Genomic DNA, 23325 nt, shown 5'->3' with positions numbered 1-23325 from the left:
CGCGCAGGACAATGGAGAATCCCATGAGCAGTTTGTCGAAGACGGCCCTCTCGATGCTGGATCTGGTGCCGATACGCGCCGGCGGCACGGTGGCCGAAGCCCTGAAACAGTCCACGGAACTGGCCCAGCACGTCGAGCGCCTGGGCTTCGAGCGTTTCTGGCTGGCGGAACACCACAACATGGATGGCATCGCGAGTTCGGCGACTGCCCTGCTGATCGGTCACATTGCGGACAAGACCTCGCGTATTCGCGTGGGATCGGGCGGTGTGATGCTGCCGAACCATCCGCCGCTGGTCGTTGCCGAGAACTTCGGTACGCTTGCCGCGCTGTATCCGGGACGCATCGATCTGGGGTTGGGACGTGCTCCCGGCGCCGATCAGGCGACGATGCGCGCCCTGCGCCGCGATCGGTTGTCCAATGGCGACGATTTCCCGGAGCAGGTCGCCGAATTGCGCGCATTGCTCGCCCCGGCGCAGCCGGGGCAGCGGCTTGTCGCCACGCCCGGTGCGGGCAGCGATATTCCCGTGTGGTTGTTGGGGTCGTCGCTGTTTTCGGCGCAACTCGCCGCGCATCTGGGGCTGCCGTACGCGTTTGCGTCGCACTTCGCGCCGCGATTCCTGTTCGATGCGCTACGCCTGTACCGCGAGCTGTTCCGTCCGTCTGCGGTATTGGATAAGCCTTACGTGATGGTCGGTGTGCCGGTCGTGGCCGCACCGACCGATGAGGAAGCGGCATTCCTCGCGACGTCGGCGCAACAGAAGATTCTGGCGCTCATGCGCGGACAAAGCCTGAAGTTGCAGCCTCCCGTGAACGATATGGACGAGCGTTGGGACCCGGCCGAACAGCATTCGGTGGAAGCCTTCCTCGGCGTGTCCGTCGTGGGTGGCCCTGAGCGAGTGAAAGCAGGGTTGTCCGATCTGGTCGAACGCACGCAGGCCGATGAGTTGATGCTCGTGACCGATGTCTACGATCCCGCGTTGCGACTGCGCTCGTGCGACATCGTTGCATCGGTCGCCAGGTCCTGACGGCTTGAGGGGCGTTGCGCTTGCGAGGCGGCATGACGGCGCGCTCGGACAACTCCTCGCCGCGCGCGCCGTGCCGCATTCGCGTGCTTCAGCGAAAGCGTCCGATCGAGAATGGCGAAAGGTCGATAGCAGGCCGTTCGCCAGCCACCAGCCCGGCAATCGTACGACCTGTCGACGCTGCGGCGGTCAGGCCGACGTGACCGTGGCCGAACGCATAAAACGCATTCGGCACTTTCGACGCCGCGCCCAGCACCGGTAGCGAGTCGGGGGTGCTGGGGCGAAAGCCCTGCCAGCGCGCACCGTCGACCGATCGCGTCGGCGTCGTGCCTTGCATGGCGCGCGGAAACATCTTGTGCAGTTGACCCAATAGCAGATCGGCACGCCGCCAGTTCGGCGGCGCTTGCAGCCCCGCCAATTCCACCGTACCCGCGCCGCGAAGGCGACCGTTCATCGGTGTGGCGAACAGCTTGCCCTCAGCCCACATGACGGGGCGTGACGGCATTTCTTCCGGTGCTGGAATCTCCACGTGATAGCCGCGTTCGGTGTCGAAGACGATGCGGTCTCCCAACTGGCGCACGAAGGGTGCCGACCACGCCCCCGCCGCGATAACCACGGCACTGGCAGCTTCGCGTCCTTTGTCGGTGTGCACGGCGACGGCCTGTGCGCCATTGGTTTCGATGGCCGTGGCCGCCGCATCGACGACACGCCCCCCTCGTGCGACCACCTGTGCGGTCAGACGCGCCAGAAGTGCGCCCGGATCGCCGGTATGCCCCGTCTCGCTGATGTATCGTGCGCCGATGAAGTCATGCGATAGCGTCGGCTCGAACTCACGAAGCGCAGCCGCATCGAGCGTCTCGATATGCACGCCGTTGTCACGGCGAAGCGCCATGCCGCCTTCATCGCCCGCCATGCCGTTCGGGCTGGAGTACGCGATGAGATAACCGCGGCGCTTGACCAGATCGTTCGCTCCCGCATCGTCAAGCAGGGGCTGATAGGCGTCGAGCGCGGGGCCGAGCAGCGCGCGCAACGCGTGGGCTTGTGCAGCAACCCGAGCGGGTTGGCTCGCCGCGACGAAGCGCATGAGCCACGGCACCATGCGCGGGAGATAGCGCCATCGCAACACTAGCGGGCCATCCGGTTGCATCAGCCAGCCGGGGACTTGCCAGAGCACGCCGGGCATCGCAATCGGGACGACCGACGAGCCATTGATGCAGCCCGCATTGCCAAGCGATGCCGCCTGACGCGCCGACTGCCGGTCGACGATCACTACCGAATGCCCGGCACGTTGAAGATATGCGGCGGTACATACGCCGACCAAACCGCCCCCGATAACGACGACGGGACGTGAATCGTTCATGAATCCGTCCTGCAAAAGCGCGAAAGCGCCTAGTGTACTTTGTTGGAGGCGCGCGACCGGGCACCTTCAAAATTCGCGAACGTTCTTAGATCATCTCTAGCGGACGTTTTCGCCAGGGCGCTTCGAAGTGGTGATCGAGCTGCGTGAGTTCCTCTCCGGTCAGATCGATGTCGTGCGCTGCATAGTTGGCGCGCACGTGCGCTTGCGAGCTTGCCTTGGGAATCGCGATGACGCCCGGTCGGTGCAGCACCCAGGCAAGCGCAATCTGCAATGGCTCGACGTGACGTGCACGCGCAATATCGGCCAGTACACCCGTGGTCCGAAGCCGTCCCTGTTCGATGGGGGAATATGCCATCATCGGCATGCCGCGCTCGGCGAGCCACGGCGCGAGGTCATATTCGGGGCCGCGGCGCGAAAGGTTGTACAACACCTGATCGGTTGCACATGCGTTGCCACCCGGTGTGTCGAACAACTCTTCCATGTCGTCCGTATCGAAGTTGCTGACGCCCCAATGCCGGATCTTGCCTGCCTGGCGTAAGGTTTCGAAGCCCGCGATCGTTTCCCTGAGCGGTACTTCGCCACGCCAGTGCAGCAGGTAAAGATCGAGACGATCGGTGCCCAGGCGTTCCAGGCTGCGCTCGCAAGCCGCGATCACGCCACGTTGCGAGGCGTTGTGCGGGTAGACCTTGCTCACGAGAAACACCTCGTCGCGCAACCCGTCCAGTGCTTCGCCCACGAGACGTTCGGTAGCGCCCTCGCCGTACATTTCGGCCGTATCGACAAGCGTCATGCCCAGCGAGACACCCAGGCGCAACGCATCGATTTCCTCGCGCCGCCGCTCCGGCTTCTCGCCCATCATCCATGTGCCCTGACCCAGCACCGGTACGGCCTCGCCTCCGGGAAATGTGATGTCTCGCATAGTTTGTCCTCCATGTATTTGGTGACCATTATCGGCCCGCACGCCGAGCTGTGACCAGCGCTGTGAGGGCTTCGCGCAACATTTCACGGTGTCGTCCTATCTTTTGCATCGTATTCGTCTTAAGCATGGCTCGGACGTGCCCGCTATTGCATTCGTGCCTCGATTCTCTCGGATAGTTCACAGACCTTTTGCCGCACTGCCGCGATAAGCTGGCCTCACCGATGCACACGGCGAATGTTGCTCCGCAGCGAGACGGCTCGGTGATGGCTCAGGCCGTGTGTATCGGGCCTGTGGAAATCGGTAACGGGAGGGTTTGTTGTGGCGCGCACGAAAAGTTCATTGGGGAATACCGGGCTCAGGCTTAGGCTTAGGCGAAATACTGACCGGGCGTGCGTCCCAGGGATTTACGGAACATTTCGATGAAGCCCGTCGTGCTTTCGTAGCCCAGTTCGTTGGCCACTGCGGAGACAGCCCTGCCTTCCGCGAGGCGGTAGAGCGCCTCTTGCAGGCGCACATGACGCCGCCATTCGTCGAAGGTGAGATTCAGTTCGCGGGTGAAGAGTCGCGACAGGGTGCGCGCACTGGCTCCGACGTGTTCGCCCCATTCCTGCAGCGTCCGGTTATCGGACGGTTCGCGCGAAAACTCGGTACATAGACGCGCGAGGCGTCGCTCACGCGGGATTTCGAGCTTAACCGGCATCTCGTCGCTGAATTCGAGCTCGTCGAGAATGATCTCGAAGAACTTGTCGACGTGACGCTTGCGCTGCAGCGGCTCTTCGGTGCTTGCCGCACGCAGAATCAGTTCGCGCATGAGATTGGAGACGACGAGCGGCTCGCAGGTCTTGGGCAGGTTCGCCACGGCGTGCGGCGAAATCAGCAGGTTGTGCATGCCAAACGAGGCTCGCAGCCGCACCGCATGCAGTGTCATTGGCGGAATCCAGACGGCGCGCTGTGGAGGCACGACCCAGGTGCCGCGCGGTGTGTCGACGCACATGATGCCTTCGCCACCGAACAACACCTGCCCATAGGGATGGACATGGGGTTCTACGCCGCCGCCCGATGGAAACGCGAAGGCTAGCCCGACCATGGGGGCCGGCGAGATTCGCGACTCGAAAAACGCGACATCCTGAGCGGTGATGATCCGTGTCTGCATGACGTGCCCCTTGGCGCCAAGGGAAAGAAATGCCCGTTTCATTCTTTCCTCAACCTCAGATGCACGACATGGGGGTTAACTCGGGTATGGCAGGACAAAATGCCCTGTGATGGCCAGAGGGCGACGCTCGGGGCGATTTGTGTTGCCTCGCCCCGGCGCCGGGTTCTCATTCAGGCGTCTCATTCCAGCGCACGACCACGCGTTTCGGGCATCCAGATGACAGCGAGAACCGTCAACAGATTCAGCGCAATCAGATAGGCAGCGAACCACCCGAGATGCCCGTGATCGGCCAGCCAGTTCTGCAAGTAGGGGGCCGTGCCGCCGAAAATCGCCACCGTCAGCGAGTAGGGAATGGCGACGCCGCTGGCGCGAATGCGTGTGGGGAACAACTCAGCGTAAACCGCTGGCGCGATGGCAGTCCAGGCGGCCAGGACCGCCAGACCGAGACAGATCGCCAGCGTTAGCCGCACGAAGGACGCATCGATGATCATGAGCAACGGCACGATGACCAGCGCCGATCCACCCGCTCCCATCAGTAGGTTGGGCTTGCGGCCGATGCGGTCCGAGAGCGCGCCCCAGACCGGCTGTATCGCCATGTACACCAGACAGCCGATGCATAGCGCCAGAAGCCCGTCTCGCGCATCGACGCCTTTGAAGTGCGTGGCGAACGTGATCGCGCCGGACATCCAGGTGTTGAACGTCAGAGTCGGCCCGGCCGTGAGCGCGATGATGCGCAGCACCGAGGCGCGGTGCTCCCAGATGGCCCGGGCCATCGGTTGTGGGGACACACTGGTGCGCGCTTCGCTTTGTTCCTGTTCGAATGCCGACGTTTCTTTGAGCCTGCCGCGCAGAAACAGCGCGTACACGCCAAGGGCGGTGCCGAAGAAGAACGGGATGCGCCAGCCGTAGCGTGTCATCTCTTCGGTCGAGAATACTTGCGTCAATACCAATCCGACGGCCGTGGCGAGCAGCGAGCCACCTGTAATGGCGATGAACATGCTACTCGACCACAGGCCGCGGCGATGGACAGGGGCGCTTTCCACGAGGAAGGTGAACGACGCACCGATCTCGCCGCCCAGACCGAAGCCCTGCAACAAGCGTCCGAACACGAGCAGCACCGGGGCCATCAACCCGATTGACGCATACGTGGGCGACACCGCAATGACGAGGCAACCCGCTGCCGTGACAGCCATCGAGGTCACCATCGCACTGCGGCGGCCTCGGCGATCGGAAAGCCAACCGAAATAGACCCCGCCGATGGGGCGCAACAAAAAGCCGACGGCAAAGACGGCAAGCGTCGACAGAAAGGCGGCGGTCGGATCTTCGGCGTGGAAGAACTGAGTCGAGAAGTAGCGGGAAAAGAGCACGAACGAGGCAAAGTCGTACCACTCCAGCGCGTTGCCGATACCCGCGCCCAAGATGACCGACTTTGCGGGCGAACCGCGCTCGTTGCGGGCGACGGCTTGCAGGGTCGCATCCATGGTGTGTCTCCTGATAGCTGATGGTCGTTGTTGTTTGATTGACGGCCCAACTCACCTTAGCGCCTCTCTTCCCCTTGCGCACACCGCGCAAGGGACAACACATATCGCAAAGCGGACAAAATTTCACTCGGGTGGCGCGTGCGGCTTCCGATCCATTTGCCGGTCTTCGCTGCTCGCGCAGCCCGTTGGCCACCTTGGCTGCTTTGATGGATGGCGTGTCTCGATCGCTGCATTGGCGCCCGGCGCGCTGCCCACAATGAACCCATGGCATTCCGCGGTCTCACAGACCCACAACTGGCCCGAGGAGGGCACTGCTGCGATGAGGGTGATCCATTGCGATGTCGTGGTCGTCGGCGGCGGCGGCGCGGGCACCTACGCCGCCTTGCGTCTGCACCATCTGGGCCTGAAGCCGATGCTGATCTCCAAGGGATTGGTCGGCAAGAGCGGCGCATCGATCATGGCGGGCGCCGTGATCGTCGGCTCGAAGATGCTCGGCGGCACCGAGCAGAACGCTGCCAGTTCGCTGGAGTTCTTCGCTAAGTACTACAGCCATTTCCTGGTGGATCAGTCGTATCTGGCGGCTGCCGGAAGCTGGATCGAGAACATTTTTTATCCGGAGATGGAATCGCTGGGATTGCTGTTCACGCGCGACGCCGACGGCGGCGTTGCGATGAGCCGTTCTCCCGTGCGCTGGGCGGTCGCTCCCATGCAAGGGCAGACCGGCATCCTCCTGATGGACATTCGGCGCAAGCAACTGCAAGCCGGGGGCATTCCGATGCATGAGGAGTGTGTCGTGACTGCACTCTTGCGCAACGCGAACGGCGAAGTCTGCGGCCTGACCGCGCTGGACTATGTGCGCGGCGAGATGTTTGCGGTGTATGCGAAGGCAGTCGTCATGGCGACGGGACACGCCGACCGGCTGGTGCGTCGCTCCACGGGCACGCGTGAACAAACCGGCGACGGCATTGCGCTGGCCCTACGCGCCGGCGCCGAGATGACCAATCTGGAAATGCAGTTCTGGCACATCAGCGATTTTGCGAATCCGCCGACATGGCAGCGTCTGCATATCTATCCGAATCCGCTGGTGGGCACCGACCAGAGCTCACGCGTGTACAACGCGCAGGGCGAGTGTTTCTTCGAGCAGTCGCGCGACGCACCTGCCGCGCTCGCGCCCTATTCGCTTCAGGTCAAGCGGCTCACGCAACAAGTGCTTGCGGGAAAGGCGCGCTTCAGCGGCGGCTACTACACGTCTTACCGCCATGTCGACGCGGAGGTGCTGCGTCGCTACCAGTACGCCGCTTCGGCGTTCGAGAAGCTGGGGCTCGACATCACGCGGGACAAGGTCGAAGCGCGCACCACGATGCATTACCGGCAGGGCGGCATCGAGTCGGACCCGCACTCGATGCGCACCAGTGTGGCCGGATTGTGGGTGGCCGGCGGGGTCGGGGCTCACGTGACGGGAAGTCTGGCGGTCGCGATTTATGACGGGGGGCTTGCGGCAGAGTCAGTCGCCGGGAGTTTGTCCGAGCGTCATCGCCACGACGATCACACGGCGCAGCAGATTCAGGAGGAGGCGCAACGGGTGGAGGCGCTTCGTGTCGGAGGCGGCCTGACGGACAGCGTTGCCGGTCGACAGTGTCTCGCACCCATGCACATCAAGACCGGCATTTGGGATGTGATGGACGAGGCCTACGGAATCATCAAGCACGGGAAGGCGATGCGCGACGGTCTGACACGGCTTGCTGGACTGCGCGCGCGCGAACTGCCGCGTATGAAACCGCCGAGTGCGTCGCGGCGCTTCAACACGGCATGGCTCGACGCCCTCGATGTTCATAACCTGATCGATGTGTGCGAAGCCACATTGCAAAGTGCATTGCGGCGTGAAGAGAGCCGGGGCAGCTTCTATCGCACTGACTTTCCCTACGTCGACAACACCGTATGGCAATGCAAGAACATCATCGCGCGCGACGGCAGCGGCTACCGGTTCAGGCAAGAGCGATATCCGGAGGGCGCCATCGCTCCGGGATTCGATCGGCAAGCGTATTTCAGTGTGCCGTGGTGATCCGGGGCATCTCGACGCTAAGGATCCGCCGTCAAAAAGACCATTTGCGCTGAGGGGACACATGCATTCGGACGTCGGGCAATTTCGGGAGGACGCGGCCAGTGAGTTGGCAGCGGTGACCTTGCACATCTCGCGTTTCGATCCGGAAACGGACGCGGCGCCATACGTGGAGACCTACGTGGTGCCGCACGTGCGGCACATGCGCATCATCGATGCGCTGAACTACGTGCAGGAAACGCTCGCTGTGGACATCGGTTACCGGTGGTACTGCGGCACGAAAAAATGTGGCACCTGCGCCGCGCGGGTCAATGGACGGGAGGTGCTAATGTGCTGGGAGGCGGCCGAAGCGGAGATGCATATCGAGCCGCTGCGCCACCTGCCGCGAATCCGCGATCTCGCGGTCGATCGCTCGCCCGTCGAAGCGAAGCTGGTGTCGCTGCAAACCTGGCTTCAGCGCTCACGTCCTTACGGTGGGTTCCCGGAAGCGATCGATGCGGCAAACGCCGCGTCGTTACGCGCGACGATGGACTGTCTGAGTTGCCTCGCCTGCTACTCGGCATGCCCTGTGCTCGATTTTCCCGACGATATCGCGTTCGCCGGGCCAGCGCCACTCGTGCATCTGGCTCGCGTTGCGCTGGATGCGCGCGACGATGGAGCGCGTCTGCAGGCCATTCTGGACGAAGCGCAAGTTCACCATTGCGTGTCTTGTTACCAGTGCGAAGCCGTCTGCCCTGCGGGCATTCCGATCGTGAGTGCCGCCATCGAACCGCTCAAGCAACTCGCCTATGCGCAGGCACGCGAGGCGTCGCCGCATGCGCGCACGTTCATGGATATCGTGGCGCGGCGAGGGCGGATCGAACCCATGTTGCTCGTTCTGGGTACGCGCGGATGGCGCGCAGTGCTACAACGACCCGGGCGCACGCTCAAGCTGATGCTGCGGGGCAAGGTCAAGCCGTTGGCCGCGTTGTTGCGTCGACCGGTGCCCGGCATCAAGACGATCCGACGTATTTTCTTCCGATAGATGTCTTTCGAGGAGGCATGAGCATGCGGATTGCTTTCTACCCCGGGTGCAGCGCACGCACGACGTGTAGCGAGTTGTTGGTGGCCACGCACGCCGTGGCAGATCGGCTGGGCGTCGAACTGGAGACGCTGAGTTCTGCGACTTGCACCGGGAGTCGTGAGATTCGTGCGGCCGATGCAGCGCGCTTCGTTGCGCTGAACATTCGCATCATTGCGTTGGCTGAGGCGAAAGGCCTCGATCTCATGACGATCTGCAATACCTGTACGTTGAACCTGATCGAGGCCAAGCAACGTGTGGAAAGCGATTCGGACTTGCGTGCTCGCGTGAATAGCCAGTTGGCCGAGGAAGGCCTTGTCTACAGTGGGACGTCGCGCGTGACGCACCTATTGTGGTATCTGCTTGAGGAGGTGGGGGAGGTGCGGTTGCGTTCGCTGGTGAAGGTGCCGCTGTCGTCGCACCGGATCGCGGCGTTCTACGGCTGTCACATCGTTCGGCCACCCTCCACCTTCGGGGGCACGGACGCGCAGAGCGTCCGGTCGATCGAGACGCTGGCGCAGATTCTGGGCTGCACGACCGTGGAATATTCCGGCCGGACATCGTGTTGCGGTTTTCATTGTTCCGCGCAAAGTGATGTCATTCCCATCAAACTCAGTGGTCGGCACGTCGCGTCGGCGAAAGCGGCCGGTGCGCACGCCATGGTGACGCCGTGCCCCTTGTGCCATACAGTGCTCGACACGTATCAGGACGACATGGCACGCGATCTCGGTACTACGCTGGATCTCCCCGTGCTGCATTTGCCTCAGCTCGTTGGTTTGGCGCTGGGCATCGATGCGGCGGCGCTCGGTCTCGCGCGGCACGTCGTTCCGGCGGAAGCCGTCGCTCGAACGTAGCGAGGCGCCTGACACCGGGCGCCATACCGCATTTCCTGTCGAAAACCCCCACGATTTTCCACGATGAACCAAAAAAAAGCCCCGCGAGCGGGGCTGAAAGGCCGACCAAGCAACGGTCGGCCAAGGAGGTTCGTCGGGAGCGCATCTATGGGGCCGTGCGCGCTTGAGACGTATTGTCGGCATAGCAAGAGCGTCCGTGGGGAGGAGGAATCCGAATACCAAGAGGAGACTTGAAGTAACAACTGCGACGATTCGAGACCTTTTCGCGTAACGGAACCGACGTCATAATGACGTCACTTGCAAGACAGAAAAGGACTCCCCCGGATGGGTAACGCAATTAAGTTCCGCCCGAGCGGCTCGCGGCTCTCCTTGGCCGAGCGCTACGCGCCGGCCGCCATCTTCTTTCATTGGGCAATCGCGTTGCTGGTCGTGATTGCCTATGCGGCTGTCATCGCGAAAGGGTATTTGCCGAAAGGCGGCGCGCCGCGTGCGTTGTCCATGACGATTCACGAGTGGGCCGGGGTTGTGGTGCTGGTACTGGCAGTGCCGCGTTTGCTCTGGCGAATGATCAAGGGGGCGCCGGCGCCGTTACCCGGCCAGGGGGGGCTGGTGCGGGCATCGTCCGCCGTGGTGCATCTGTTGCTCTATCTGTTCCTGTTTGCGCAGCCGGTGCTGGGATACCTCACGCTCAATGCCGGGGGACATGTGCTCACGATTCCGGGGCTGGATGTCGCGCTGCCGCAATTCATCGGGAAAGACGCTGAAGTGGGCCGGTCGATCAAGGACATTCACGAGACGATCGGCAGCGCGTTCTATTGGGTGATTGGCGTGCACGCACTGGCGGCGCTGTGGCATCACTACTTCCGTCGGGACGATACGTTGCGGCGCATGCTGTGAACGAGGTTCGCCACACGACCTGCTGCCGGGCGGTGCGCGGCATCTTTCCTGCGCCGCGCACGCCGGGTGGTGCAATCCGTTGAGACTCAGAACGCGAAGCGCACGCCGGCGAACACGCTTCTTCCATCGCCCGGATAGAACACGGCGGTATTGGCCATGCGGGCATCGGTCACTGTGCTGAAGTCGGTGACGTAGCGCTTGTCGGTCAGGTTGCGGGCGTCGACATAGAACGTCACGCCGCGCTGAATCAGGTACGACGCCTGTACGCCGAGCAGCGTGTAGCCGGGCACGCGCATCGTGTTGGCATAGTCGACCCAGGCGCCGGTCGGCACCCAGTCGAGCGACGCCGAGATCTGGAAGCGGTTCGACAGCGCATAGCCGAGCGTCGTGCGCAGCACATTCGTCGGCACACCGGCGATGCGGTTATTGCCGTACTGCGGGTCGTCGCGGAAACGGAAGTCGCTGTAGTTCCAGATTTGCGACAGTGTGATTCGATCCCCGGTCGCCACCACATTCTTGAACACGTCCACCGCAGCGCCCACTTCCAGACCTTGCAGCACCGTCTTGTTCGCGTTGAAGGTCGCGGCGGGAATGTCGGGCGATGTTGTGTACTGAAGCAACTGATCGCGCACCAGCGAACGATACGCAGTCACGTCCCACGCCACGCGCTCGAGTTTGCCACGCGTACCGGCTTCAATCGTCCAGGCGTGTTGCGATGCCAGCGGAACGAAGCGGGACGTGGCGCCGAAGGTCTGCGACAGATCGGTGAAGTCGGGCACGTCGGCGCTGCGCGTGACGTCGATGAAGGCCTGCATGTCCTTGCGAGGCTCCCACAACAGCCCGATCTTCGGATTGACGCCCGAGTAGGCGGCGCTTGTCGAGCGGTAGCTCGGGTCGCCCGGCAGGCCGCCGTAATCGATGTATTGACGAACGTCGCGGTACGCTTTTGCGCCGATCATCAGGCCGACCGTGGGCAGGAAGAACAGACGGTTCTCGAAGTACGCCTCGTAGTTGTAGGCGCTTTGGCGGGCGTCGAGCGTTCGCGCGCCGCGATTGCCGTTCACGTTGACGTACTGGTCGGCCTGCGTGTTGCCACCAAAGAAGCGTGCACCGACGATCAGGTCGTTGCGCATGCCGGCGAGCGTCAGGTTGGCCGTGTAGCGCGGCGCCACGCCGTAGGTCCAGCCGTCCTGATCGATGACCTGAAAGATCGGGTGATACAGGCTCTTGTGGATGACCCACGACGCGATGTCGAGCTGGCCGGTGGCGAAGCGAATCGTCGTCAGGTTGCCCAGTCGCTCGGTACGTGTGTTGCGTGCCTGATCGCCGGAGACGGCGGACGCAGAGGCTTTCGTCGGATTGTTGAGCGCGTCGAACAGCGACAGCGTGCCGGGTAGCTTCTGGTCGACGATATAGGCGCCGAAGAAGAACCGGGTCTCCAAGTTCGGCGAGAACTTGTAGCCGATGTTGGCGTTGATCTGCGCGTAATTGCCCTTGTCGTGGTCGCGATAACCGTCGGCGCGATTCAGGGTGACGGTCGCGAGTGCATCCAACGGGCCGAAGATGCGCGACATCTGAGCACTGGCGCGCACGGTGCCGAAACTGCCGCCCTCGAGACGGAACTGGTTGGGCGCGTCAGCCGTATAGGCTGTCGGGGTGACGAAGTTCAGGGCCCCGCCAAGCGTGGTCGAGCCGTATGTGAGGCCATTGCCGCCCTTGTAGATCTCGGTCGAACGCAAGCCCATCGGGTCGATCTGGTAGTAGTCTCCGCTGCCATCGGCCGAGTTGGTCGGAATGCCGTCCTGAAGGATGTCGAGCCCGCGAACGTGATAGCCGCGTGCGATGCCTGAGCCGCGAATCGACACGCGCAGTTCCTGACCGTACCGGTTCTGCACGTATACACCGGGGGTGTCCTTGAGGATATCGCGCAGGTTGAAGGCATAGGTGTTCTGGTATGAATCGGCGTCGACGAAGGCGACAGACCCTGCTGTCTGGAACAGGTTGGCCTTCTGGTCGTCGACGCTCGGCGAGGTGAGCGACTCTGCCGGTGCGGTCACGGTCGTGAGCGGCAGCGTGGCCGTGGGAACGGGCGCTGCGGACGCCGTCGAAGGCACAACCGCCTGCGCGAGAGACATCGCGGGTGCATGTGCCGGGGACTGCGTGCTGGGCGTTGACGAAGCAACGAGGGTGTCAGGGTGGTGGCCCGTGTGCGTTGCCGCGTGTGTCGCGTCGATCGCAACGCTCAGGCCAGTTGTCTCGGGGTCGTTAGTGAGTGCGTGTGCCGTGCTGCCCAGCGAGGCAAGGGCAAGTGCGATGGCCGTTTGCAGCGGCTTCTGTGTCATGGGACGTGACATGAGAGTCTCTCTCGCGACCGCGTCGCGGTCGCCTGATGATCGTGTGGGTGCCGAACGTGTGCGGTGCCTTGCTGCGACACACGGGAATGGCAATGCCCCGCGCGTCGTGGTGACAACTCGATGTCGTTTCGCATACGTGCGCGATGACGCGTGCGGCCGCGCGGTGTTCTCCAAAGCGGGCGGTGCGCACGACACGGATCAAACGCGCTGCGCGAACGGTGTGTTCACAGCGAGTGCAGATCACGGCAAGACGCGCTAACGAGGCTCGACGCGTTCGGCAGGGCATTCCGGTATTGGCCGGAAGTCGGAAGAATCAGGCGGCGGGGACGGGCGGTGCGCGCGCGAGGGCGGCGGAGAAACGGGCGCGCGGGTAGTACGGCACCAGCACCCGGGGGGCGGTGGCGACCCCCGCCGGTGCGGCAGGCGGGAGGGAGAGAAGGTGGGTGGTGACGAGGGGTTGATGGGCCCAGAGCGTGCAGTAGCCGCACTTTTCCCAATGGTCCGCCGAGGCGAGCGAGTGATCCGTGCCGCCGTGGCTGCTGTGCAGGCTCGTGGTCTGCGGCTGTGCGGGCGGTGCTTGCGCGTCGTCGTGACCGGTGTGTCCGTCGTGGGCCGCTTCACGCTGGGCGTTGGCGCGCTCCGTGGTGTTCGTGCCCAGTGCGGCCTGCGTGCCCTGCACCGTGCAATAGACCGCGAATGGGTCTTGCTGCGTCGCGGCGCGCCATTGCGCAATCGCCGGCATGAGCGCTGCCAGCAGGATCGCCAGCAAGGCGATCCCGATTGCGACGCGATGCTGACGAAGCTTGCGCATGCCCGGGCCGGATGAAGAAATGGGAAAAAATCAGGGAACCAGGCATTGTAGGTGGTGTCGCCGAGCGGCGTAAATGCCTTGCGTTCTCATGTAGGGAGTGCGCGACAATTTGCCGCATCGGGCGTCCGGGTAAAAAAAGGAGCGCCACCGCCCCCCCAGGCGTATGGCGCTCCACACCGGATATCAGAACTTCAGGCCGACACCGACGCCGACGATGAGCGGATCGATGTGCAGTGTGCCGAGGTCGGTGCCTGCGAGCGAAGTGTCGGTCTTCATCCAGACTTTCTTGATGTCGATGTTGAAGAACAGATTCTTCGTCATCTGAATGTCCACCCCGGCTTGCAGTGCCGGACCGACGCTGTGGTTCTTGATTGAGATCGGGGTGCCACCCGCGTTCAGGCTGCTGTTCCAGAAGCGCGTGTAGTTGATACCCGCACCGACATACGGACGCACCTTGCCCGCATGGTTGAAGTGGTATTGCAGCAGCAGCGTCGGCGGCAGCACGTTCACACCGCCCAGATGGCCGATGTTCGACGTGAGTTGATGACGCGACATCCCGAGAATGAGTTCGACGCCGACGTTATCGAGAATCATGTACGTGAAGTCGAGTTCCGGCACGATCGCGTTATTCACGGTCACGCCCAGCGTCGGCAGCACGCTGCCGCTCGCATGCGAGTCGGGCAAGATGCCGATGGCGCGCACGCGCGCGAGGATGTCGCCGGCGTAGATGCCTTGCGAACTGTCCTTGATGAAGCCGAAGGTCTTCTCCGACGCGGGGGCCGCGTTGTCTGCGGCCTGTGACGGGGCTTGCGAATTGGCTTGTGCCGAGGCGGATGCGCTGAAGAAGGCGGCACCGGTAACGAGCGCGGCTGCGATGGCCGCAGCGCCGAGGGAGTGCTTCATGATGATGTCCAAAGTCGTGAGTGAGCACGATCGATGGTAGAAGCAGGTTCCTTCGGCGAACTTGACGCGCGTCAAGCGCGGGGAAACGTGGGGGCATTGTGCGACAAACTGTCGCGCGGTCGTGTTGTTTTCGCGACGATCAGTCGCGAGGGAGCAACACGACGGTCAGCGAGCGCACGCCCTGGGCGCCTTGAATCAGCACGCCTTCGATATCGGCTGTCGCCGATGGGCCCGTAACGAGCACCGCATAGCGCGCCAGCGCGAAGTCGGGCCGACGGTATATGTCTTGCAAGCCGTCGACGATATCGCGCGGATCGAGCAATACCACGAGATGCTGTACCAGATAGCCGAGTGCGTTGACGCCGTACTCCCGTTCGGAGAGCCAGACGGACCCCGTCTCCGCAACGCCGAAGCGGGCGCGCACGATACCGACGTCGACGTCATGCAGCGACGCAGGTGCGCGCAAGACATCGAGCGGTTGCGCCGACACGGCTTCCGATGTTGCTGTCACTGGCGTAACGCCGGGGAAGCGTTCGGCGAGCCAGGCAGCCAGCGCCTGCGCATTGTCGAGCGTTGCGAGCTTGCCGCCCATGGCGACGAGGTTGTTGCCAAACCGCTCGCACCGATCGCCGCCCGGTGTCTCGAAGACAGGCAGCGCAGGCAAGGGAAACGGCTCACGCGCGCCTTCGGCCGGATGATCGTCGTCGCGTAGCGCCACGCGTTGTGCGGCGCGTACGCGCACGAGAAATTCTTCGCGGGAAGTGCTCATGATGGGTCCTTGCGTCCGGTGTCGGGCGACTTCCGGTTGGCGTCATACCAGTCACGGAATGTCTGCTTGGGCGCGTCGGGCAGATCGCGGCCTTTGCCCCACGTGTTGAGCGGGTTGTAGAGCACCATATTGGGCAGCCGATGCAGCGCGGTGTTCATCGACTTGACCGATGTGCGATACAGCACCGGATTGGCGAGCAGTTTGCCAGCGACTTTGATCAGGCTGCGCTTGACGCGCGGCAGTTCGCCTTCCTCGGCCACGATCTGGCGCCACTTGTACAACTGCTCGTGAATGTTGATGCGCACGGGGCAGACGTTGGTGCAACTGCCGTTCATTGTCGAGGCGAACGGCAGCGCGCTGTAGCGTTTGAGATCGTAGGCCGGATTGAGGATCGCGCCGATGGGCCCCGCGTAGGTGCTGCCGTACGACAGGCCGCTGCTGCGCCGGTAGACCGGACAGGTGTTCATGCAAGCGCCGCAGCGGATGCACTTGAGCGAGTACCAGAAGTCGTCCATCGCCAGCCGCGCCGAACGGCCGTTGTCTACGATGACGAAGTGCATCTCCGTGCCCGGGCGCGGCACGCGAAAATGCGAGGTGTATTGCGTGATCGGCGACCCGAGTGCGCTACGTGATAACAAGCGCACGAATACGCCGAGATCGGCTATGCGCGGAATCAGCTTCTCGATGCCGATGGACACGATGTGCACCGGCGGCACGTTGGCGGACAAATCGGCATTGCCTTCGTTGGTGCAGACCACGACCGTGCCCGTTTCCGCGACGGCAAAGTTGCACCCGGTCATGCCCGCCCCCGCTTCGAGAAACGCCGGGCGCGTGGTCTGCCGCTGACTCTCGGCCAGATAGTGAACGTCGTCGTTAGCCGGATCGGTGCCGAGCGTGCGGCCGAACAACCGTGCGACATCTCCCCGCAGTTTATGCACGGCGGGCACGACCACGTGCGACGGCGGCTGCTTGTCGAGTTGCTGAATGCGCTCGCCGAGATCGGTCTCCATGACATGGATGCCGCGAGGTTCGAGATACTCGCGTAACTCGCATTCGTCTGTCAGCATCGACTTGCTCTTGACGAGTGTTCTGACGCCGTGCGCCGCGAGAATGCCGTGAACGATGGCATTGTGCGCGGCAGCGTCGAGCGCCCAGTGCACTTTCACGCCGTTCGCTTCGGCTTGCGTGGCGAACTGGTCGAGATAGTCGCCGAGCCGCGACAGGGTGTGTTCCTTGATTTGCGACGCGAGCGTGCGCAGGGTCTCCCATTCGCCGATGGACGCCGCTTGCGCATCGCGTTTCATCCGCAGGTCCCAGAGGCGTTTATCGTGAAACGCCACATGTTCCGTCTTCGCGAGAAACGCCTCGGCGTTCTTCGCGTGATCGACGCGCTGCCCCGTGTTCATGCCGTCACCTCGTTGGGCGTCGCGGCCGCCGGTGCGCCGACGTCCACGCCATTGAGCACCTGCGCAATGTGAAGGAACCGCATCGGGGTTTGCGTGCGTGCCGCACATCCTTTCTGGTGCATCAGGCATGACATGTCGGCCGAGACGATGAACTGCGCGCCGGCGTCGAGATGGTCGCGCACCTTGTCCTGTCCCATCTTCACGGACACCGCCTGTTCAGACACCGAAAAGGTGCCCCCGAAGCCGCAGCATTCGTCGGGACGGCGAGGGGCGGCGAAGCGGATGCCGCGTACCCCCTCGAGCAGCGTGCGGGCTTTCGACCATGGTTCTCCGGGAATCTCGCTGGCCGACGCCGCATGCAGATGACGGATGGCGCTGCAACTGTTGTGCAGGCCGACGGTATGCGAAAACGCCGCCCACGGAAAATCGCGAACCTTCAGCACGTCGTGAAGGAATTCGGTGAGTTCGTACGTATTGGCGCGAACGGCGGCTACGCGTTCCGACTCGCCTGCGGCCGTCAGATGCTTGCGCACATGATGCACGCAACTCGACGAGGGCGAGACGATGTAGTCGTAACCGGCGAAATTCTCGACGAAGAGCGTTTCGGTGCCGGTGGCGTCGGCCTCGCAACCATTGTTGGCCAGCGGTTGCCCGCAACAGGTCTGACGACGCGGGTAATCGACCGTCACACCGAGTTTCTCCAGCAGTTCCAGGGTGGCGATGGCCACTTCGGGAAACAGTGCGTCGATGAAACAGGGGACGAACAGGGCCACTTTCATGGGGTTCTCCAACAGGGGACGACACACTCGCCGCCGCGCATCGGCAGCGCGGCGGCGAGTGTCGATAACGAAGACAGACTCAATGCACCAGCATCCCCGTGAGCCAGTACGCCTGAATCAGAGTGATCAGACCGGCGAGCACGACGAACATCAGGCTGTGCCACACGGTGAAGCGGAACAGATCGGCTTCCTTGCCGATCAGGCCGGTGGCCGCGCACGCCACGGCGATCGACTGCGGGGAAATCATCTTTCCGGTCACGCCGCCAGTCGTGTTCGCGGCGACGAGCAACGTGTTCGACACGCCGATCTGCTGCGCCGTGGTGCTCTGCAAACCGGAGAAGAGGGCGTTGGACGACGTGTCCGAACCGGTCAGGAACACGCCCAGCCAGCCGAGCAGCGGCGAGAAGAACGGGAATGCCGCGCCGGTGTGGGCGAGCAGCAACGCCAGCGTCGTCGACATGCCCGAGTAGTTCATGACGAAGGCGAACGCCAGCACGAGGCCGATGGCCAGCACCGGCTTTCGCAGTTCCGCAACGGTCTTGAAGAAGTTCGTCGCGCCGGCGGCCGGCTTCATGCGAAGCAATGCCATCGAGAGCAGTGCCGCGATGAAGATCGCCGTGCCGGTAGCCGAGAGGGCGTCCCACTTGAAGATGGCGTCCATCGGCGTGGGCGTGGCCACGATCGGGGCGGCTTTTGCCACGAGACGATCCAGTCCCGGCACATGCAGCGACGGTACGGTCCACGCGAGCGGGCCGGTCTTCGCGAACAGCGCCTTGAAGCCCGGCAGGCTCCAGATCGTGACCATGCCGGTGAGGATCAGGAACGGCGCCCAGGCGCGCAGGATCTGGCCGGCCGTATAAGGCGACGGCTTGGTGCTGCGCGCCGATCCGCCATTGAGGCCGCCGAACCCGCCCAGCGCGGCGGCGCCGCCCGAGGCACTCACGCCTGCATGGCCGCGCGCGGCCGACGTCTTCGGCTGCCAGACCTTCAGGAAGCCGGCCAGACACACGAGCGAGAACAGAGACGAGATGATGTCGGGCAGTTCCGGCCCGATGTGGTTCGACGAGAAGTACTGCGCGACGGCGAAGCTGCCACCGGCGACGAGCGCGGCAGGCCACGTCTCTTTGACGCCACGCTTGCCGTCCATGATGAACACCAGCCAGAACGGCACGAAAGCGGAGAGCAGCGGCAACTGACGCCCCGCCATCGCACCGATATGGAACGGATCGATGCCGCTCACCTGACCCGCCACGATGATCGGAATGCCCATCGCGCCAAACGCGACAGGCGCGGTGTTGGCGATCAGGCAAAGCCCCGCTGCGCGGAGCGGCTCGAAGCCGAGTCCCACGAGCAGTGCGGCGGTGATGGCGACCGGTGCGCCGAAGCCCGCAGCGCCTTCAAGAAATGCGCCGAACGAGAAGCCGATCAGCAGCATTTGCAGACGCTGATCGTCGGTCAGCGACACCACCGAGCTGCGAATGATGTCGAACTGTCCGGTCTCGACCACCACGCGATAGAGAAACACCGCCGTGATGATGATCCACGCGATGGGCCACAGGCCATAAGCAAAGCCGTAAACCGCCGACATGGCCGCCATCCTGGCGGGCATGCCGAAGTAGGTGACCGCAATGACGAGGGAAAGCGCGACGGTCAATGCGCCGGCGGTATGCGCCTTCATGCGCAGTCCGGCCAAGGCTACGAAGAATACGACAATCGGTAACGCGGCCATGAGTGCCGCCATCCATAGCGTGCCACCCGGCACGTAGTTCTGTACCCACACTTCCACTTGCGTCTCCTCGATTTGGTGATCGATTGCTTTAAGGCCTGTTTCTGGCCGTATTGCCGTGCGTGCGGCCGCGTTTGATGCGGATGGCACGACGGTTCGCGCGGACGTAGTGTCCGGCTGCCGCGATGATCGACACCTGAGAAGCGTTCGGGCAAACTGGTCGTACCAGTTGCCGTGATCGGCGGTGAGTGGCGCAGAATCGCGGCAAACCGAGAACATGCGTCAATGGTGCACGCGCAGGGCATGCGAGGCCCGCGCGGTGCAATTCGATCGCCGCGTGGCCACCATCGCACGCATTCAACCGAACGCATCTGGCATGCGGCAGGAGACATCACCGTGAGCGGTCCCAATCTGACCGAGCGCATCACGCGCGAACTCGAAACCCGACTGATCGAAGGCGTGTGGTCGCCAGGCGAGCGCATTCCGTCCGAGCGTGCGTTGGCTGCGTCGCTGGGGGTGGCGCGCTCGACGGTTCGCGCGGCGCTTCAGCGCCTCGTGGCTCGCGGGCTGCTCAAGACGCGCGCCGCCTCGGGCGTCTATGTTTCGGATCGTTTGCAGACAGGGCTGATTTCACCGTGGCGGCAATTGGTGGGCGACCATCCGGAACTGCGTCCGGACATGCTGGAATTCCGTCTGATGCTGGAGGGCACCACGGCATATCTGGCTGCCGTGCGGGCGACCGACGAGGATCTCGCCCGCATGGCGGAACTGGTCGACGGGCTGGTAGCCGCACACGAGCAAGGCGACACCGTGCTCGAATCGCGGCTGGACGGCGACTTTCACACGGCGCTCGCCAACGCGTCTCACAACGCCATGCTCCGTCACCTGCAAGGCAGCGTGGTCAAGATGCTCTACGAGCACATCTCGCTGAACAACGCGGGGCTGTTCGAGTTGCGCGAACAGGCGTCGGAGATCATCCTCGCGCAGCATCTCGCGCTTTGGGAGGCGATTCGCACACGTCAGCCGGAGGAGGCGCGCCGCATCATGCGCGAGCACATCGGCTTCGTTTGGCGCAAGCTCGAGCCCGACTCGCCGGCACCTATCGTGCCCTGAGCTTGCAGGGTTCGCCTGCCGGTTTTGGTAGGATGCGGACTTTGCCACGCTTTCCCCTATCGTGAAGCGCCCGATTTCGTCGCTGTTGCATGCCGCCGCCCAAGCTGGCCGGCATGGTCTCCGCCTTGTGCAACCCTTGCAGCCATATGCGGCCCGTGCGTGGTATCACCTGCGCCATCCAACGCGCCGCGGCGTGCTCGTCACCGTCGCGGCCGTGCCATGCCTGCTCGTCGCCTACACGCTGATCCTGATTCCGTTCACGCCGGGCATTCGCGACATCCGGCGGGCGAAGATCGACCAGCCGGCACAAGTGTTGTCGGTGGACGGCAAGCTGCTGGCCGAATTCCGGCCCTCGAACCGGGAATGGGTGGCGCTCAAGGACGTGTCGCCGAATGTCGTCAAGGCGCTGATCGCGACGGAAGACCACCGCTTCTACGAGCACCACGGCATCGACCTGAAGCGCACGGCCTCGGCGGCGCTGCACACGTTCTCCGGCGACCGGCAAGGCGGCTCGACCATCACGCAGCAGCTCGCGCGCAATCTGTATCCCGACGAGATCGGCCGCGCGCCCACGCTCACACGCAAGCTCAAGGAAGCGATCACCGCCCTCAAGATCGAAGCGCTTTACACGAAGCCCGAGATTCTCGAGACGTATCTGAACACTGTGCCGTTCCTGTACAACGCGTACGGCATCGAGATGGCGGCGCGCACGTACTTCGACAAGTCGGCCGATCAGCTCGACGTCGTTGAAGCCGCCACGCTCGTCGGCATGCTCAAGGGCAACAGCTATTACAACCCTGTGATCAACCCCGAGCGAGCATTGCAGCGTCGCAACACCGTGCTCGCCCAGATGGTCAAGTTCGGCGACCTCGACGCGTCGAAGCTCGCCGCGCTGCAGAAGCGGCCGTTGCGCATCGACTTCGAGCGGCAGACCGAAGCGCCGGGGCCCGCGCCGCACTTCGCGCAGCAATTGCGCAAGTGGCTGATCGGTTGGGCAGACCGGAACGGCTACAACATCTATTCCGACGGCCTCGTCGTGCACACCACCATCGACTCGCGTTTGCAGACGATGGCGACGCAGGCGCTGACGCGTCAGGCCAATCAGTTGCAAGGCATTGCCGATGTCAACTGGTCGGCACGCGGAGGCTGGCGCGACAGTACGGCGCTGGTGCAGTCGTTCGTGCGCGAATCGGCGGAGTATCGCAATGCGGTAGCGGGGGGCGAAGCGCCTGAGGCGGCGATGAAGCGTCTGCTCGCGGACAAGACGTTCATGCAGAATCTGCGCACGACGAAGACTCGCGTGCAGGCGGGTTTTCTGGCCATCGATCCGCGCACGGGGGAAATCCGCGCGTGGGTCGGCAGCCGCGATTTCACGATCGACCCGTTCGATCACGTGCAGCAGGCACGCCGTCAGCCGGGCTCGACCTTCAAGCCGTTCGTCTACGGCGCGGCCTTCGTCAAAGGCAGAACGCCGGACGACACCATCGTCGACCAGATTGTCGAGATCCCGCTCGCGGGCGGCGAGATCTGGCGGCCCAGCGACGACAGCGCGCCGACCAACAAACCCATGACGTTGCGCGACGCGCTGGCGCAGTCGCGCAACACCGTCACGGCACAACTCATGCAGGACGTCGGGCCATCGCGCGTGGCCGGGCTGGCGCGGGCGATGGGCGTGCGCGAAAGCAAGCTCGACCCGGTGCCGTCGCTGGCGCTGGGCACGAGCCCTGTTTCGCTCAAGGAAATGGTCGTCGCATACGGCACCATCGCGGACGGTGGCGAGTATCGCGAGCCGACAATGGTCACCGAGATCACGAACGGCGAAGGCGATGTGCTGGCGACGTTCTCGCCGGCGCGTCCCGAGCGGGCGCTCTCCGTGAACGACGATTACACGCTGCTCGACACCATGCGCGGCGTCATCAATCGCGGTACGGGAAATGCGATTCGTACGCGCTTCGGCATTCGCGCCGACGTGGCGGGCAAGACGGGCACGACACAGGACAACGCCGACGGCTGGTTCATCCTCATGCAACCGCAGTTGGTGGCGGGCGCGTGGGTCGGCTTCAACGACAGCCGTATCACGCTGCGCAGCGATTACTGGGGGCAGGGCGCTCATAGCGCGCTGCCGATCGTCGGCGACGTATTCTCGCGGGCGTTGCGTGCGAAGGTGATCGATGCGAATGCGAAGTTCGAAGCCCCGGACAACCATCATTGGTACAGCGACTGGTGGACACGCGCCTCCGATTGGGTAACGGGCCTTTTCACGAAGACATCGCCGGAAACCAAACCGAAGGCACCGGTGACGCGCCCGGCGGCACCGGTACCGGCTCCGCCCGTCCCGACGCCCGATGCGGCCAGCGACGGTGGGCCGTTGCCCGTACCGGTCGCGTCGGCCGTGCTGACGCAGCCAGATGCCGCGTTGCCCGCAAGCGCGCCGCGCGGCAACACGATTCCGGGGGTACCGGGCGAGTGGAACGGGCCGGGTGCTTCGTCGCCGAACGGCGGATCGCCGTCGTCCCCAGCGGGAAGCGGCGCATCGTCGGCACCGCCCGTGATGCCTGTCTCCCCGTCACCCGCGACAACCAATCCCGCCTCGCCCGTTCCCGCGCAATAAGCGGCGACCATCGGGCAGGCCGACCGCCCGGCGCCCGCCGGGCGGGTT

At 63.8% G+C, this 23325-nt stretch carries 18 protein-coding genes; 7 read left to right on the top strand and 11 right to left on the bottom strand.

Annotation, left to right across the window (positions count from 1 at the left end; genetic code table 11):
• Positions 1–23 precede the first annotated feature (23 nt).
• The gene (locus C266_RS18000; protein ID WP_010804938.1) at positions 24–1025 is read left to right on the top strand and encodes an LLM class flavin-dependent oxidoreductase; all 1002 of its coding nucleotides are present in this window, start codon (positions 24–26) and stop codon (positions 1023–1025) included.
• 88 nt (positions 1026–1113) lie between these two features.
• Here C266_RS18000 and C266_RS17995 read toward each other — a convergent pair whose 3' ends face one another.
• The 4 genes from C266_RS17995 to C266_RS17980 form a co-directional block, all read right to left on the bottom strand.
• Complete coding sequence (locus C266_RS17995) at positions 1114–2382, bottom strand: FAD-binding oxidoreductase (protein ID WP_010804939.1); 1269 nt, start codon at positions 2380–2382, stop codon at positions 1114–1116.
• A gap of 85 nt (positions 2383–2467) precedes the next feature.
• A complete protein-coding gene (locus tag C266_RS17990) occupies positions 2468–3301 on the bottom strand; it encodes an aldo/keto reductase (RefSeq protein ID WP_010804940.1) in 834 nt (277 codons plus the stop codon).
• 367 nt (positions 3302–3668) lie between these two features.
• Complete coding sequence (locus tag C266_RS17985; RefSeq protein ID WP_010804941.1) at positions 3669–4496, bottom strand: helix-turn-helix domain-containing protein; 828 nt, start codon at positions 4494–4496, stop codon at positions 3669–3671.
• A 137-nt stretch (positions 4497–4633) separates the two neighbouring features.
• Positions 4634–5935, bottom strand: a complete 1302-nt coding sequence (locus tag C266_RS17980) for an MFS transporter (protein ID WP_010804942.1) — start codon at positions 5933–5935, stop codon at positions 4634–4636.
• A gap of 319 nt (positions 5936–6254) precedes the next feature.
• Here C266_RS17980 and C266_RS17975 point away from each other — a divergent pair, with 319 nt between their 5' ends.
• The 4 genes from C266_RS17975 (at position 6255) to C266_RS17960 (ending at position 10805) form a co-directional block, all read left to right on the top strand.
• Positions 6255–7997, top strand: coding sequence for an FAD-binding protein (locus tag C266_RS17975; protein WP_010804943.1), 1743 nt, complete (start codon positions 6255–6257; stop codon positions 7995–7997).
• A gap of 61 nt (positions 7998–8058) precedes the next feature.
• Positions 8059–9018, top strand: coding sequence for a succinate dehydrogenase/fumarate reductase iron-sulfur subunit (locus C266_RS17970; protein WP_010804944.1), 960 nt, complete (start codon positions 8059–8061; stop codon positions 9016–9018).
• 17 nt (positions 9019–9035) lie between these two features.
• Complete coding sequence (locus C266_RS17965; RefSeq protein ID WP_010804945.1) at positions 9036–9908, top strand: CoB--CoM heterodisulfide reductase iron-sulfur subunit B family protein; 873 nt, start codon at positions 9036–9038, stop codon at positions 9906–9908.
• A 324-nt stretch (positions 9909–10232) separates the two neighbouring features.
• Complete coding sequence (locus C266_RS17960; RefSeq protein ID WP_010804946.1) at positions 10233–10805, top strand: cytochrome b; 573 nt, start codon at positions 10233–10235, stop codon at positions 10803–10805.
• 86 nt (positions 10806–10891) lie between these two features.
• Here the strand turns inward: C266_RS17960 and C266_RS17955 are convergent, their stop codons facing one another.
• From C266_RS17955 to C266_RS17920, 7 genes are all read right to left on the bottom strand, one after another.
• The gene (locus tag C266_RS17955) at positions 10892–12940 is read right to left on the bottom strand and encodes a TonB-dependent receptor domain-containing protein (RefSeq protein ID WP_036663703.1); all 2049 of its coding nucleotides are present in this window, start codon (positions 12938–12940) and stop codon (positions 10892–10894) included.
• A gap of 532 nt (positions 12941–13472) precedes the next feature.
• Positions 13473–13970 carry a DUF2946 family protein gene (locus C266_RS17945; protein WP_010804949.1) on the bottom strand — a complete coding sequence of 166 codons (498 nt, stop codon included), beginning with the start codon at positions 13968–13970 and terminating at the stop codon, positions 13473–13475.
• A 183-nt stretch (positions 13971–14153) separates the two neighbouring features.
• Positions 14154–14873, bottom strand: coding sequence for an OmpW family protein (locus tag C266_RS17940; protein ID WP_010804950.1), 720 nt, complete (start codon positions 14871–14873; stop codon positions 14154–14156).
• A gap of 139 nt (positions 14874–15012) precedes the next feature.
• Positions 15013–15642 carry an LUD domain-containing protein gene (locus C266_RS17935; RefSeq protein WP_010804951.1) on the bottom strand — a complete coding sequence of 210 codons (630 nt, stop codon included), beginning with the start codon at positions 15640–15642 and terminating at the stop codon, positions 15013–15015.
• Positions 15639–17048 carry a lactate utilization protein B gene (locus C266_RS17930; RefSeq protein ID WP_010804952.1) on the bottom strand — a complete coding sequence of 470 codons (1410 nt, stop codon included), beginning with the start codon at positions 17046–17048 and terminating at the stop codon, positions 15639–15641. Before C266_RS17930 ends, C266_RS17935 begins: the two co-directional genes overlap by 4 nt.
• Positions 17045–17827, bottom strand: a complete 783-nt coding sequence (locus C266_RS17925; protein ID WP_010804953.1) for a (Fe-S)-binding protein — start codon at positions 17825–17827, stop codon at positions 17045–17047. Before C266_RS17925 ends, C266_RS17930 begins: the two co-directional genes overlap by 4 nt.
• A 79-nt stretch (positions 17828–17906) precedes the next feature.
• Complete coding sequence (locus C266_RS17920) at positions 17907–19613, bottom strand: lactate permease LctP family transporter (protein WP_010804954.1); 1707 nt, start codon at positions 19611–19613, stop codon at positions 17907–17909.
• 336 nt (positions 19614–19949) lie between these two features.
• Here C266_RS17920 and C266_RS17915 point away from each other — a divergent pair, with 336 nt between their 5' ends.
• On the top strand, positions 19950–20666 hold the full coding sequence (locus C266_RS17915) for a FadR/GntR family transcriptional regulator (protein WP_036663702.1): 717 nt from the start codon (positions 19950–19952) through the stop codon (positions 20664–20666).
• 61 nt (positions 20667–20727) lie between these two features.
• Positions 20728–23277, top strand: a complete 2550-nt coding sequence (locus tag C266_RS17910; protein WP_010804956.1) for a penicillin-binding protein 1A — start codon at positions 20728–20730, stop codon at positions 23275–23277.
• Positions 23278–23325: the final 48 nt, after the last annotated feature.

The organism is Pandoraea sp. SD6-2, from assembly GCF_000389825.1.
Taxonomy (GTDB): Bacteria; Pseudomonadota; Gammaproteobacteria; order Burkholderiales; family Burkholderiaceae; genus Pandoraea; species Pandoraea communis.
This window is presented reverse-complemented; position numbering and strand designations above follow the sequence as displayed.